Origin of the sequence: Streptomyces sp. NBC_01237, from assembly GCF_035917275.1 — a bacterium.
GTDB lineage: Bacteria > Actinomycetota > Actinomycetes > Streptomycetales > Streptomycetaceae > Streptomyces.
Genome location: NZ_CP108508.1, coordinates 6,103,553 through 6,116,340, shown reverse-complemented (window position 1 = coordinate 6,116,340; position 12,788 = coordinate 6,103,553). Strand labels below are relative to the sequence as shown.

The 12,788-nt window shown below is 70.0% G+C and carries 14 protein-coding genes; 7 read left to right on the top strand and 7 right to left on the bottom strand.

The features are described 5' to 3' along the window. Nucleotides 1–84: 84 nt before the first annotated feature. The gene (locus OG251_RS27410) at nt 85–714 is read left to right on the top strand and encodes a CGNR zinc finger domain-containing protein (protein WP_073717871.1); all 630 of its coding nucleotides are present in this window, start codon (nt 85–87) and stop codon (nt 712–714) included. Here the strand turns inward: OG251_RS27410 and sodX are convergent. Continuing rightward, nucleotides 618–1,055: a nickel-type superoxide dismutase maturation protease gene (gene sodX / locus OG251_RS27405; RefSeq protein WP_326679622.1), complete on the bottom strand. Its 438-nt coding sequence runs from the start codon at nt 1,053–1,055 to the stop codon at nt 618–620. The two genes, OG251_RS27410 and sodX, sit on opposite strands and share 97 nt — an antisense overlap. 180 nt (nt 1,056–1,235) lie before the next feature. Here sodX and sodN point away from each other — a divergent pair, with 180 nt between their 5' ends. Then, on the top strand, nt 1,236–1,631 hold the full coding sequence (sodN, locus tag OG251_RS27400) for a superoxide dismutase, Ni (protein WP_014154121.1): 396 nt from the start codon (nt 1,236–1,238) through the stop codon (nt 1,629–1,631). 98 nt (nt 1,632–1,729) lie between these two features. On the opposite strand, the gene OG251_RS27395 is transcribed toward sodN, so the two are convergent. The 4 genes from OG251_RS27395 to OG251_RS27380 form a co-directional block, all read right to left on the bottom strand. Continuing rightward, nucleotides 1,730–2,188, bottom strand: coding sequence for an NUDIX hydrolase (locus OG251_RS27395; protein WP_326679621.1), 459 nt, complete (start codon nt 2,186–2,188; stop codon nt 1,730–1,732). 133 nt (nt 2,189–2,321) lie between these two features. Next, nucleotides 2,322–3,851, bottom strand: coding sequence for a DUF6056 family protein (locus OG251_RS27390; RefSeq protein WP_326679620.1), 1,530 nt, complete (start codon nt 3,849–3,851; stop codon nt 2,322–2,324). Nucleotides 3,852–3,979: 128 nt separating this feature from the next. Beyond that, nucleotides 3,980–5,419 (bottom strand): glycosyltransferase, encoded by a 1,440-nt coding sequence (locus OG251_RS27385; RefSeq protein ID WP_326679619.1) that lies wholly within the window; start codon nt 5,417–5,419, stop codon nt 3,980–3,982. A gap of 150 nt (nt 5,420–5,569) precedes the next feature. Beyond that, nucleotides 5,570–5,791, bottom strand: a complete 222-nt coding sequence (locus OG251_RS27380) for a hypothetical protein (RefSeq protein ID WP_073717876.1) — start codon at nt 5,789–5,791, stop codon at nt 5,570–5,572. A 149-nt stretch (nt 5,792–5,940) separates the two neighbouring features. Between OG251_RS27380 and OG251_RS27375 the strand changes: the two genes are divergently transcribed. Further along, nucleotides 5,941–6,339, top strand: coding sequence for a DUF4440 domain-containing protein (locus OG251_RS27375; protein ID WP_326679618.1), 399 nt, complete (start codon nt 5,941–5,943; stop codon nt 6,337–6,339). A gap of 127 nt (nt 6,340–6,466) precedes the next feature. Here OG251_RS27375 and OG251_RS27370 read toward each other — a convergent pair whose 3' ends face one another. Then, nucleotides 6,467–6,889, bottom strand: coding sequence for a DUF7144 family membrane protein (locus tag OG251_RS27370; protein ID WP_326679617.1), 423 nt, complete (start codon nt 6,887–6,889; stop codon nt 6,467–6,469). Nucleotides 6,890–7,285: 396 nt separating this feature from the next. Here OG251_RS27370 and OG251_RS27365 point away from each other — a divergent pair, with 396 nt between their 5' ends. From OG251_RS27365 to OG251_RS27350, 4 genes are all read left to right on the top strand, one after another. After that, nucleotides 7,286–7,978 (top strand): hypothetical protein, encoded by a 693-nt coding sequence (locus OG251_RS27365; RefSeq protein ID WP_326679616.1) that lies wholly within the window; start codon nt 7,286–7,288, stop codon nt 7,976–7,978. A gap of 127 nt (nt 7,979–8,105) precedes the next feature. Next, a complete protein-coding gene (locus tag OG251_RS27360) occupies nt 8,106–10,004 on the top strand; it encodes an AfsR/SARP family transcriptional regulator (protein WP_326679615.1) in 1,899 nt (632 codons plus the stop codon). 111 nt (nt 10,005–10,115) lie between these two features. Beyond that, the gene (locus OG251_RS27355) at nt 10,116–10,940 is read left to right on the top strand and encodes an SDR family NAD(P)-dependent oxidoreductase (protein WP_326679614.1); all 825 of its coding nucleotides are present in this window, start codon (nt 10,116–10,118) and stop codon (nt 10,938–10,940) included. Between the two features lie 226 nt (nt 10,941–11,166). Then, a complete protein-coding gene (locus tag OG251_RS27350) occupies nt 11,167–12,039 on the top strand; it encodes an alpha/beta hydrolase (protein WP_442818435.1) in 873 nt (290 codons plus the stop codon). Nucleotides 12,040–12,080: 41 nt separating this feature from the next. On the opposite strand, the gene OG251_RS27345 is transcribed toward OG251_RS27350, so the two are convergent. Further along, nucleotides 12,081–12,761: a response regulator transcription factor gene (locus OG251_RS27345; protein WP_326679612.1), complete on the bottom strand. Its 681-nt coding sequence runs from the start codon at nt 12,759–12,761 to the stop codon at nt 12,081–12,083. Between the last annotated feature and the right edge of the window lie 27 nt (nt 12,762–12,788).

Below are 12,788 nucleotides of genomic sequence, written 5' to 3'. Positions count from 1 at the left end.
GCCTCCACGTAATACCCCATTGCCAATATTGCCCATTACACTGGTCGACACATCGACCTTAGACCGACACTGTAAGGACTACAAGTGGAACTGGCCTATTACTCGGACTATGCCGTGCGCCTGGTCAACACCGAGGAGCCGGCCCGCAACAAGGACGTCCTCACCAGGGTCGAAGCCGTCCGGGACCTGTTCGGCGCCAACGGACAGGCGGCCCGCCGCGCGACCGACGCGGACGTGACCCGCTTCCGGTCCGTACGGGCCCGGCTGCGCGCGGTCTTCGAGGCGGCCGACATCGGCGACGAGACCCTCGCGGTCGACCTGCTCAACTCGCTGCTGCTGGAGTTCCCGGTGAGCCCGCAGATCTCCGGCCACGACACCAGGGACGACGACGGGAAGCCGGACTGGCACATGCACCTGGCCGACCACCCGTCGAACGCGACGGCCGGGTACGCCGCCATCGCGGCCATGGGCCTGGCCTTCCACCTCACCTCGCACGGCGTGGACCGGCTCGGCCTGTGCGAGGCCGCGCCGTGCCGCAACGCGTACCTCGACACCTCGACCAACCGGTCCAGGCGCTACTGCTCGGACCGCTGCGCGACCCGGGCGAACGTCGCCGCCTACCGGGCCCGCAAGCGCCTGGAGTCCGAGCGGGCCGCCGAAACCGGCCGCACCGCGGAGACCGCCCAGCCGAGCACGCCCAGCACCGACCGCTGATCCTTCTTCAGCGGCCGGTAGCGGGCCCGCACCCGGGCCAGGACGAGCTCCTCGGGGACGGTCCCGTAATCCGTGCTGTCCCCACCGGCGAACGTGTTGTCACCCCGCACCCACCAGCCGCCCGCCCGGCGCTCGACGGCCCGCTTCACCACCAGCAGATCCTGCTGGAACGGATGACGCAGGATCACCACGTCTCCCGGGCGCACCTGCGCCCCGTACCGCACCAGCAGCAGGTCACCGTGGTAGAGCGTGGGCACCATCGACGGCCCCGACACCTCCACCACCTGAAACGGCACCCGCGCCGCACGCCCGCTTCCGGGCCCCTGCGTCAGCTCCTGCATCTCCGGCACCTCCCCGGTCCATCCCTCAGTACACCCTCCCGCGAACCGCGCCGTACATTCGGCCACCGGTCTGATCCTCACCCTGGACTTTTGACCTAAGCCCATGGGGCAGCCGCTGAATCCGGTCGCTCACGGAGTAATGTCCCACCTGAGAAGACGATCACGAGGAAGGACAGCTCCATGCTTTCCCGCCTGTTTGCCCCCAAGGTGAAGGTCAGCGCCCACTGCGACCTGCCCTGCGGTGTGTACGACCCGGCCCAGGCCCGCATCGAGGCGGAGTCCGTCAAGGCCGTCCAGGAGAAGTACCAGGCCAACGAGGACGCGGACTTCCGCACGCGCGCCGTTCTGATCAAGGAACAGCGCGCGGAGCTCGCGAAGCACCACGTCTCGGTGCTCTGGAGCGACTACTTCAAGCCCCCGCACTTCGAGAAGTACCCGGAGCTGCACCAGCTGGTCAACGACACCCTGAAGGCGCTCTCCGCGGCCAAGGGCTCGAACGACCCGGCGACCGGCCAGAAGGCTCTGGACCTGATCGCCCAGATCGACACGATCTTCTGGGAGACCAAGAAGGCCTGATCGGCTTGCAGCTCAGCCGACGGCTGAATGGCAGGTCAGAGCAGGAATGGGAGAGGCCCGACCGCTTCGAGCGGTCGGGCCTTTCCGTCGTCCGTAGATCATTTGGGAGACGTTTGGGAGACGAGCGCGCTTGCGCCGACAAGGGTTCCGTCCTGGACAGCGCCTCGCAGGACGTCGGCCATCTCCTCGGGCTTCAGGTCGATGCCGTCGATCCCCTCCACCGTCAGCGGAACCTCCTCCAGCGCGTACTCGCCCCGGCCCTCGGCGCTGAACTCGGGTCCGGTGCGGTCCTCGAAGGACCAGGTCATGATGCGGGCCAGGTAGATGAACTGGCGCTCGCCGTCCGATTCGATCGTGTGCAGGAGGCGGATGATGTCGGCCTTCCCGGCGATCTCCTCGTGGATCTCCCGGTGGAGGGCGGCCTCCCGGGATTCGTCACTGGCTTCCACTCCGCCACCGGGCAGCACCCAGTACACGGGGACACCGGGCTTCGTGCGGCGGATGACCAGCATCGTGTCGTCCTCGGTGACGAGGACGGCTCGGACTCGTTCGATCATGCGGTTCTGTCTCCTTGCCTGTTGACGGCCTCGGTACAGCGGCCGGCCGCCGTCGACATGGACCGATGGCCCGGTGATGAACGACGACGCGGAGGGCCGCCGCACCGCGTACCAGGCACCATCACAGCCGAGTTCAGGTCTCGGAGGGGAGTGTGGTCGTGTAGGTGACACGTCCGAGGTGGTAGTAGTCGGCCACGCAACCGGCCGGCCAGACGTCGCGGCCCTGCCGTCCGAACGGTTCCAGCATCTCGCTGACCGTGACCGGTTTGTACGGGAGCACCTCGGCGCCCGCTGCCGCCCGTTCCCGCAGCCATCGGTCCTGGTGGTCCCAGCGCTGGGCCCGTGCCCGCATGCTGGTGTCGAGGTCGCTGAGCGAGAGGGCCGGCTCGATGCAGACCAGGACGCAGAGCGCCGCGCAGAGGGCCGTGGCCGTGCCGGTGAGCAGGCGGGTACGCGGGTCGATCAGCCGCACCGCCCGGCCCAGGAGCAGGCCCGCGCCCACGAGCAGCGCGATGTACAGCAACAAGTAGTCGTTCCAGAGCCGGTTGGCGGTGGCGACGCGTTCACCGAAGGCCGGGTAGGTGATGACCGTACAGAGGTATCCCGAAACGAACAGCGCGAGCGTGCCGGTGACGGCGAGCAGGGGCCAGTGCGCGGGCGGGCGGGGCGGGCGGCCGTCGGAGCGCTGGGCGATCAGGCTCACCAGGAGTCCCACCGCGACCGCACCCACGTACTGCCATGTCGTGGCCACCGTGACGATGATCTCGCCGAACCCCCGCAGTGACGCGATGAGCGAATCGGGGGCCAGCAGGGTGGAGTTCTGCGCACCGTACCGCTCGCGCCGGGTCCGGGAGCCCGGTGAGGTGATCAGGATCAGGGCGCCGATGCCCGTACCGGCGATCCCCGCCGCGCACCACGCGAGCCCGTAGGTCCGGGCATGCGCCGGGAGGACCCTGCGGCCGGTCAGCAGTCCGGCGAACAGTACGACCACGACGACGACCGCGGTCTCCTCCGACAGGGTGCCGACGACCAGGCCCATGACCAGGGCACCGGCCAGGGCGAGGAGCCTGCCCCGGCGCGATCGGGCCCGCAGGAGCGGAATCGTCGCGGCGCAGGCGAGCACGGGCGGCAGGGTGTGCGACACGGAGGCGGCGGGCCAGTAGAACGTCTTGTAGGTGTTGGCCGTCACGAACAGGAAGAGCGCGGTGACCGTGGCGGCGGTCAGGAGCGCCGTGCCGCGGGGCACCGCGAGTCCCGCCCTGCGCAGTGCGGCGGCGGTCACCGCCCACAGGATGCCGAGCATCAGTACGCCGCTGACCAGGGCGAACCACTGGTGCCCGGCGACGCCGAACTTCGCGTAGGCCCCGACCAGCAGTCCGTTCGCGATCCGCCCGTTGTCGTCGAAGTAGAACTTGCCGACGATGCCGGAGATGCCCTCGTCCCGTACGACCGGCAGAAAGCACCAGTCGTCTGCACCGGGGCGGACCCAGCGCCCGGACCATGAGGCGGCGGCGAGCAGAGCGAGCGGCACGAGGGCGAGGGCCGGTACCCAGTAGTCCGCCCACGGCCGCCTCCGCGTCCACCTCCCTCGCCGTCTCCCCGATGACCGGAGCCGTTCGTCCGGCGGTTCCGGAACGGCGGTTCCCGGGACGCTGCCAACCATGTGCGGGTGCCTTTCGTCGCCGTCCGTTCTCGCGTGACGTTCATTGGCGTGGTTCAAGGGCGTGGTGGTTCACGACGCGGTGGTTCAGGGCGTGGTTGTTGAGGGTGGGGTGGACAGGGCGTCTTCGGTCAACGGCTGTCGGACTTGATCGCCGATGGCTCGGCCCGGCTGCCGTCCGGCCGGTCGGGTTGTGCGTCCGTGCCCCGGCCCGACGTGATCGCCCATCGGGCCAGCAGGAAGGAGAAGGGGGTGACGAGCACTCCCGCGGCCAGGGCGGCGACGTTCTTGTCCATGTCCAGGCCGCTGACCGCGAGATGGAGCAGGGCGCCCGATGCCACGAGGTTGATGACGCTCGACAGGGGGTAGCGCGCGAACCCGCGCCAGGTCGGCCTCGTCCCCACGGTGATGTAGGAGTTGAGCAGGAACGAGCCGATGAAGCTGACCGTGAAACCCACCGCATGGGCGGCCAGATACGGGATGCGCTGGTTCAGCACGTAGTAGACGGCCATGTACACCGCCGTGTTCACACATCCGATCAGCACGAAGGAGGCGAACTGGCGCAGGGTGCGTGACCGGCCGGACGCGAGTTCGCTCAGCTCCCCCGTGGCGACCGGTTCAGGTTTTCCCGGCAGCGCCGGGCACGATTCGCTTGTTTCCCTGACGACATAGGGGGGTCGGTGTTTCGCCTCGTGGTAAATACGCCCCACGTACTCGCCGATGACTCCGAGCGTGACCAGCTGAATTCCGCTGAGCGCCACGACGGCGGTGAGCAGGGTGGCGTAGCCGGGTGTGTCCGCACCGTTCAGCAAGACGTTCACGATGGTCCACAGGGCATAGGCGAGTGCCGATACGAAGACCCAGAACCCGGTGTAGATGGCCAGCCGCAAGGGGCGGTTGTTGAAGGACAGCAATCCGTCGATGCCGTAGTTCAGCAGTCTCTTGCTTCCCCATTTCGACTGTCCGGCCGCGCGTTCCCGGTTCCGGTACCGGAAGCTGACCGTATCGAAGCCGATCCAGGAGAAGATCCCCTTCGAGAATCGATTGCTCTCCGGGAGCGAGAGCACACTCTCCACGGCCCGTCGTGACAGCAGCCGGAAATCGCCGGAGCCGTCCAGGACCTCCACGTCCATGCAGCGGCGGACCAGCGCGTAGTAGGTGTGGCTGAGGGCGTTGCGCAGCACTCCGTCGCCGGTCCGGTCACGTCGCGGAATCACCTGGTCGTAGCCGTGCCGGTGCAGTTCCAGCATGCGGGGAATGAGTTCGGGTGGATGCTGGAGGTCCGCGTCCATCAGTACGACCGCGGCGCCCCGGGACATCCGGAGCCCCGCTAGCATGGCGGCCTCCTTGCCGAAATTCCGGCTGAACGCGGTGTACCGGACACGCTTGTCCATGGCCGCCAGACCACCCAGCAGTAAGCGCGTCCCATCGGTACTGCCGTCGTCCACATAGCAGATTTCCAGCTCACCGCCCAAGGGCCCCAGGGCGGCGATCAGTGTGGTGTGAAAGGTCTCGATCGCTTCGGCCTCGTTGAAACACGGCACCACGACCGTCAGCTGAAGGGCAGTCATTCCCACGCTCCCCGGAATCGGGTGACCGCCTGTCTCTTCGACACGGCCCCGTCCACTGTGCGGCCTTCTGTCATTCCGCCCAGCTATCCGGACTCCGAACGCGCGGAACCCCTCTCCTTTTCATACGAACAGCGCACGCGGCGCCCCGCCTCAGTTCGTGTACCGATGCGCCTCGCCGCCGCGCCACTCGACAAGGGCCGGGGTGTCCAGGGCCCGATCCGGGTCCTCCAGACCGGCCTCTTCGAGAAAGGTGACGAGGTCGTGGTCGCTGTGCGCGATCCCGAGCGTTTCCGACCGACCGTTGATGTGGACGGTCACCAGCCGGCCACCGGCCGACGTAGGGGCGTGGATGACTATCGGGGGAATCGCCATGCCACCAGGCTCGTCCTCGCGGGAGATCTCCGCATCCGGCGTGGTCCGGTCGCGTGACACGGCCCGCCGGCCGTCCGGTCCCGAGGGACCGGACGGCCGGTCGTGCCCGCGGGGTCGGCGCGCGGCGGGCCGGGTGCTACCGTCCCGCCATGTCCAAGACCGAGATCGACGCGCTGACCGCCGAGTTCTTCGGCGCCTTCGACAACCGGGGCGGCCGGGTCGCCGACGTGGGCCGGATCCGTCGGCTGCTGCTCCCCGGCGGCGTGATCGTCAAGACCGGCCCGGACTTCACCGTCCAGAGCGTGGAGGAGTTCATCGAGCCTCGCCAACGGCTGCTGTCCGACGGCCGGCTGGTCGAGTTCTCCGAGTGGGAAACCTCCGAACGGACCGATATCGCGGGCGACATCGCCGCACGGTTCGGCGAGTACCGCAAGTCCGGAATCCTGGACGGGGCGCCGTTCGAGGGTGGCGGTACCAAGACCATCCAGTTCGTCCGTACCTCCGCGGGCTGGCGGATCTCCGCGTTCGCCTGGTACGACCCGTCCTGACACGCTCCCGGACCGTCCTGACACGCCCTGAACCGCCCGGAGCGCGAACGTGGGCGCCGGGCGGTTCAGGGAGGGCCGACTCCCCCGCCGGGGTGGTGCGACGGCGGGGAAGTCCGGGTCGAACGCCTCAGATCTTGCCGTCGGACTGATAGGTGCTCAGCGACCAGATGACGAACAGGCCGATGGCGACGGTGATCAGGGCCCAGACGGGCTGGTACGGCAGGAACATGAAGTTGGCGATGACGCTCAGTGCGGCGAGAGCGATACCGGCACCGCGCGCCCACGTGAATGCCTTGAGCAGCCCGTAGCCGGTGATGACCAGGATGATGCCGAGGATCAGGTGGATCCAGCCCCAGCCGGTCAGGTTGAACTTGAAGATGTAGTCGCCGAACCGGGTGTAGACGTCGTCCTCGGCGATGGCGGCGATGCCCTGGAAGATGCCGAGGATGCCCTCGATGAGCATCAGGACACCCGCGAAGACGAGCCCGCCGGTGGCCCAGGAGTTCGCCGTGGACGCCGGTGTCCGGTGCTGCTGCGCCGAGTTGCTCATGGGGGGACCTCCGTAGTTCGGTCGCCGAACCCTGACATTCCGGGTTTGGTCTACGAACCCTGAGGTTCCGCCGCCCGGGGGTGTGCGGCCACCCGGACGCGGCCATCCGGGTGAAATCCGCGGGAATGCGCGTACGGGCGGGCGAGTGCGGGGCGGGCGGGGCCGCGCAGCCGGGGGCGGGCCCGTGAAGGGGTGGTTCCGCGCGGTCTGCGCAGGTTCTCTGACGTTTCTCTGCAGTTCCCCTGACATGGTTCTGCATTTCTGCGAAGAGATGGCTGCCGAGTTTCATTTTCTTATTGCATCGTTTACCTGCATGCATGCGAAACTGTCACGGCGCCATCGAGTATGGGAATCCGGAGCAGGTCCACCGATACATCTCTTTGCGAGGAGCCGAGTATGACCTTCGAATCCGCAGGTCTGCCAGTCATCGACCGTCCCGATGTGACCGTCGCACTGGTCGAGGTGGTGGCTGTCGACGGCCGGGAGGGGCAGCGCGCCGCGACGGACGCGATATCCGCGCACTGGCGTTCGGGCGTATGGCCCGCGGAGCTGGTGTCCCTCAGCTGCTACGCGAGCACCGACGGCGCCTGGGTGCTGACCTACGGGCAGTGGTCGTCCGACGAGGCGCTGCACGGTTCCCTGCGGCAGGAGACGGGCGTCTCGCGCGGGGGGCCGGTGTGGGAAGCGGTCGGCGCTCGGCCGTCCGGGGCTGTGCCGTTCCGGCTGTACCGGGTGGTGCGGGGCGGCAGGGTCACCGACACGGACCCGGCACCCGAGTGCTTCCCGGCGGCGGTGTTCCCGATGGCCGGCGAGGAGGCCGCCCGCGGCTGGATCGACGGACTGCTGGCCTCGGAGGAGGCGACCGAGGGCGCCGACCGGGACTATCCCGGCGCCATTGCCGCCAATTTCCATATCGGCCTGGACGGCGGCAGTGTTCTCGTGCTCTCGGAATGGGTGTCGGAGAAAGAAGCCGCCGATCATATCGAGGAAGTGATCCAACCGTTGCTCGACCAGGCGGGCGGCGGTGACCCCGGGGCTCTTTACGCCCATTGCCTGACGCTGGAATCACCAGAAATACCTGCGACCTGAGCGCTGCGGAAATCGGAGAACATTCCGCGCGGCAACGGTAACCACGAACGGGGAGTTCATGCATTTCGCCATTCTCGGACCGGTGGAAGTACGCGGGGACCGGGGTGCGTGCGAACCCGCCTCGCCCATGAGCCGCCAAGTCCTGTCACTGCTGCTCGCCCACGCCAACCACGTCGTGACGCTGGAGAGCCTGGTGGAGGAGCTCTGGGGGGACGCGCCCCCGCGGCTCGCGCGCAAGACGGTGCAGACGTACATCTACCACGTACGCAAAGCGCTGCGGGAGGGCACGCAGGGCACCGACGGCACGGCTCGGGCGGAGGGCACCGCCGCGGCGGACGGCGCACAGGACCGGGAACCGCCGCGGCTTGAGACGGAGTCGCGCGGGTACCGGCTCCGGGTGGCGAAGGGGCAGCTCGACCTCTGGCGCTTCGAGGAGCTCTGCGCGGCCGGGCAGGCCGCGCAGAGCAGGGGAGATGCCCGCGCCACGTCCGACGCGTACCGCGAAGCGCTCGCCCTGTGGCGGGGGCGGCCGTTCTCCGGGTCGGCGGCCGGTGTGCTGCTCTCGGCGCAGCAGGCCAGGCTGGAGGACCTCCGGATGGGTGCCCTGGAGCGGCGCGTCGAGGCCGACATGGCGCTCGGGCACCACCGTGAACTGCTGAGCGAGCTCAAGGGGCTCGCGATCGACCACCCGTTGAGCGAGGTGATCTGCGGGCAGCTCATGACCGCGGCGACGCGGTCGGGGCAGCGGCAGGTCGCCCTCGACGCCTACAGCAGGCTGCGGGCGGCGATGATCGCCGAACTCGGCCTGGAACCCTCGACCGGGCTCAGGAGTCTTCAGCAGAGCGTCCTGGAGGACGCCGCGCCTCCCGGCGGCCGGACCGCGGCACCGACGGGCACCTGGGCGGCGCCCGCCTCTCCGGCCGAACTCCCGCCCGGGATGGCCGACTGCGTGGCCCGGCAGCGGGACGTGTCGGGCATCGTGGCCGCGGTCGGGCCGGTCGGCTCGGGTGCGGACGGACCGTCGGCGGTACGGGTCGCCCTGGTGACGGGGGCCGTGGGCACCGGGAAGACGGCGACGGCGGTGCAGGCCGCCCACCGGCTCCGCTCGCACTACCCCGGCGGCCAGCTCTTCACCACCCTCCACCGCCCGGACGGCACCCCTGTCCCCGCCCGTGACGCGCTGGCGTCGCTGCTGCTGTCCTCGGGGTACGCCGCCGAGCGCCTGCCGGACGCGGCGGAGGACCTGGCCAGGCTCTTTCGCAGCTGGACATCGGAACGCCAGATGCTGGTGGTGCTCGATGACGCCTCCTCCGGCGAGCAGGTGATTCCGCTGCTGCCGAGCAGTCCGGGCTGTTCGGTGGTCATCACCTCGCGCCGGCGGATGGAGGGCCTGCCCGGCACGGTCACCACGGTCCCGCTGCGGGGGATGTCGCCGGACGAGGGAGTGGCGCTCCTCGGCGGCATCGTCGGCGCCCGCCGCGTCGCGCGGGAGCGGTCGGCCGCACGGGAGTTGGTCGAACTGTACGGGGGGCTGCCACTGGCCCTCCGGGCGCTGGGACGGCGTCTGAGCGCCTGGCCGAACCTGGCCCTGCGCGACCAGCTGCACTGCGCACGTGGCGACGGCGGACGGCTCGCGGTGCTCCAGGGTCCGCAGGACGACTGTCTGTCGAGGCTCGGCCGGGCCCATCTGCGGCTCGCGGAGGCGGAGCAGAATCTGCTGTTCCTGCTGTCCGATCTCCCCCAGCCCATCCTGGAGCGGGACCTCTGGCAGGCCGCGGCGCTGTCGGGGCTGCATCCGGGCGAGTTCAGCCAGCTGGTGGAATCCCTCGTCGCCTCCCACTTCCTGGAGTTCCGCGACAGCCGCGGGGGCCCGGCGTTCGCCGTGCCGGTCCTGACCCGGCTGGCGCTGCCCGGCCGGACGCGGCCGGCCCGGCGGCATCCCCCGCGCGAGGTCGCCACCGGTACGAGGGGCGGCAGTGGCCACGGCGCCTCGGGCTCGCCCGTGCTGGCCGGGGCGCCGCAGTGAGCCGTCCGCCCTGCGCCGCCCTTTCCGGCCATACGCCCACGTCTGTTGCATGGGTCACACCAGACAACTAGATTGAACTCGCTGGTTCAACCCATGGCAAGGAGACTCCTGGTGAAGAACATCGTGATTCAGGGCGGCACGGACGGGATGGGCCGGGCCCTGGGACTCGCCCGGCTGCACCGTGGCGACGCCGTCCTCATCATCGGGCGCGATGCCGCGAAGGGGGCGTCCTTCCTCGCCGAGGCGGCTGCCATGGGAGCCGGGGAACGGGCCACGTTCGTCCAGGCGGATCTGAGCCTGATCAGCGAGAACCAGCGGGTCATCGAGAGCATCGCGGCGCGGTTCCCCACGCTGGACGCCCTCGTGCTGTGCGCACGGCACTACCTCTCGGCGCGCCGTGAGACGGCGGAAGGCATCGAGGGCACCTTCGCCCTGTTCTATCTGAGCCGGTTCCTGCTCGGCCACGGTCTGCGCCCGCTGCTGGAGAAGGGCGAGCAGCCGGTCATCATGAACGTGGCGGGTCCGGGAAGCCCGATGGGCGAGATCCACTGGACCGACCTGGAGATGAAGCGCGACTACAACGGGCTGGTCGCCCAGATGCAGGGCGGCAAGGCGAACGACCTGCTCGGTGTCGCGTTCGCGGAGGAGTACGGCACGGGCGGCATCCGGTACGTGCTGTTCAACCCGGGCAGCGTGTCCACCAGCTTCTCCGGCGAGTACGACCCCGCGACGAAGGCCCACATCGAAGGGATGAAGCGGATGGCGAAGCCGGTGGAGGCGGGCATCGCGCCGATCCTCACCGTCCTCGACGCGCCGCCCGCCGAACCGGTGAGCGCCTTCGCCGAAGGCCGGCGGATGGGGCTGACGGACAAGTCCTTCGACACGCACGATGCGAAGCGACTCGCCACCCTGACCCGGGAACTGCTGGCACGCTGAACGGAGAACCGGGAACGCCGGCCGCTGACCGGAGACCCGGATCCTCCTCACCGAATCGGAGCTTCCCGTGACCCAGCCCCTCACGTCCCCGCCCCCGGTGACCGGCCCCGGCACCCCGGCCGCCTCCGGCGCTCCCGGTACTCCCGACGCCTCCGTAACTCCCGCCGCTGATGGTGCTCCTGACACCACCGCACCTCCCGGTGCTCCTGAACCCGCCGTCACCGGGATCGAACTGGACGCGGACGGCCTCACCCTCTCCGGACTGCTCGCCCGCCCCCGTACGGCGGACCCCAGGGCGGTGGTGGTGGCCCTGCACGGCGGCGGGATGCGTGCCGGGTACTTCCACGGGCAGGCCGATCCGGCCACCTCGCTGCTCTCCCTCGCCGCCGACTGCGGCTACGCGGCCCTCGCGCTCGACCGGCCCGGCTACGGACGCTCGGCGCGCGAGGCTCCCGACGGGGTGGGACTCGCCGGACAGGCGGACCGGCTGCGGGCGGCGCTGGCGGCGTACGGGCGCGAACACCCCACCGGGGCGGGCTTCTTCCTGGTGGGGCACTCGCTGGGCGGGAAGGTCGCACTGGCCACCGCGGCGGGCTGGGGCGGGGACGGGCTCCCGGGCACGGAAGGACTCCTGGGGGTGGATGTCTCCGGCGTCAGCGACCGGTGGGCCGTCGCCCCCACGCGGGTGACCGGTACGGACGGGCGGCAGCGGCACGCTCTGCACTGGGGGCCGCCCTCCCTCTACCCGCCCGACACGTTCCGGCTGGCCCGGCCGCTGATCGCGCCGATGCCCACGATCGAGGCGACGGAGGCGGTGGAATGGCCCGCGACGTACGCCGGACTGGCCCCCTCGGTGCGGGTCCCGGTGCGCCTCACGTTCGCGGAGCACGAGCGCTGGTGGCACATCGATCCGCCGACCCTGGAGGCGATGGCCGCGCGGCTCGGCTCACCCCTGGTGCGTACCGAACACCTGGCTGACGCCGGACACAACATCAGCCTCGGTCTGACGGCCCGCAGTTATCATCTGCGCGTCCTCGCCTTCCTGGAGGAGTGCCTCGCGCGCGCGCAGCGGCCGGTGTCCGTGCGAGGGCGCGGATGAGGCCGCGCCCGCCGGGAGCCCTGCCGCCGCCGTCGGCCGGCTCATCTGCGGACCATCTTGAACCCGACGCCCCGCACCGTGACGACCCAGTCGCTCGAACCGAGCTTGCGGCGCAGGCTGCTGACATGCGTGTCGATCGTGCGGCTGCGCCGGATGTCGGTGTCGTGCCAGATCTGCGAGAGGATCTGCCGCCTGGTGAAGACCGCCCCCGGTCTGGACGACAGCAGGCGCAGCAGGTCGAACTCCTTGCGGGTGAGGGGCACGGTCCGCCCGTCCAGCCGTACCTCGCGGGTCTCCTGATCGATGACCAGCGGCCCCAGGTCCACGTCCCGGGCCGCGGCGCGCCCGGCCCGGGACCGGCGCATCACCGCGGCCATCCGGGCCAGCAGCTCCCGGACGCCGTACGGCTTGGCCAGATAGTCGTCCGCGCCCGCCTGGAGCCCCAGCACCCGGTCCAGCTCGCTGTCACGGGCGGTGACGGCGATGAGCGGGGTGTCGCACAGCGCGGAGATCGACCGGCAGATCTCCAGCCCGTCGACGTCCGGCAGGTCCAGGTCGAGCAGGATGAGGTCGGCGGTGTGGTGCTCCTCCAGCGCCGCTGCCCCGGTGGTGACGGCGCTGGCCGTGTGGCCGTGCCAGCGCAGGTCGTTCACGAGGGTCAGCGCCGCTTGCGCGTCACCCTCCACCACAAGCACGTTCCATGCGTCCGTCAATTGCGTCATCCCCCCGGACCTCGGACTGCTGCTGTG

What these genes read in the sequence shown, in the direction of transcription:
- OG251_RS27390 (WP_326679620.1), bottom strand. Translation starts at nt 3,851, where the DNA reads ATGGTTGGCAGCGTCCCGGGAACCGCCGTTCCGGAACCGCCGGACGAA.
- sodX (WP_326679622.1), bottom strand. Translation starts at nt 1,055, where the DNA reads ATGCAGGAGCTGACGCAGGGGCCCGGAAGCGGGCGTGCGGCGCGGGTG.
- OG251_RS27345 (WP_326679612.1), bottom strand. Translation starts at nt 12,761, where the DNA reads ATGACGCAATTGACGGACGCATGGAACGTGCTTGTGGTGGAGGGTGAC.
- OG251_RS27395 (WP_326679621.1), bottom strand. Translation starts at nt 2,188, where the DNA reads ATGATCGAACGAGTCCGAGCCGTCCTCGTCACCGAGGACGACACGATG.
- OG251_RS27380 (WP_073717876.1), bottom strand. Translation starts at nt 5,791, where the DNA reads ATGGCGATTCCCCCGATAGTCATCCACGCCCCTACGTCGGCCGGTGGC.
- sodN (WP_014154121.1), top strand. Translation starts at nt 1,236, where the DNA reads ATGCTTTCCCGCCTGTTTGCCCCCAAGGTGAAGGTCAGCGCCCACTGC.
- OG251_RS27385 (WP_326679619.1), bottom strand. Translation starts at nt 5,419, where the DNA reads ATGACTGCCCTTCAGCTGACGGTCGTGGTGCCGTGTTTCAACGAGGCC.
- OG251_RS27360 (WP_326679615.1), top strand. Translation starts at nt 8,106, where the DNA reads ATGAGCCGCCAAGTCCTGTCACTGCTGCTCGCCCACGCCAACCACGTC.
- OG251_RS27370 (WP_326679617.1), bottom strand. Translation starts at nt 6,889, where the DNA reads ATGAGCAACTCGGCGCAGCAGCACCGGACACCGGCGTCCACGGCGAAC.
- OG251_RS27375 (WP_326679618.1), top strand. Translation starts at nt 5,941, where the DNA reads ATGTCCAAGACCGAGATCGACGCGCTGACCGCCGAGTTCTTCGGCGCC.
- OG251_RS27365 (WP_326679616.1), top strand. Translation starts at nt 7,286, where the DNA reads ATGACCTTCGAATCCGCAGGTCTGCCAGTCATCGACCGTCCCGATGTG.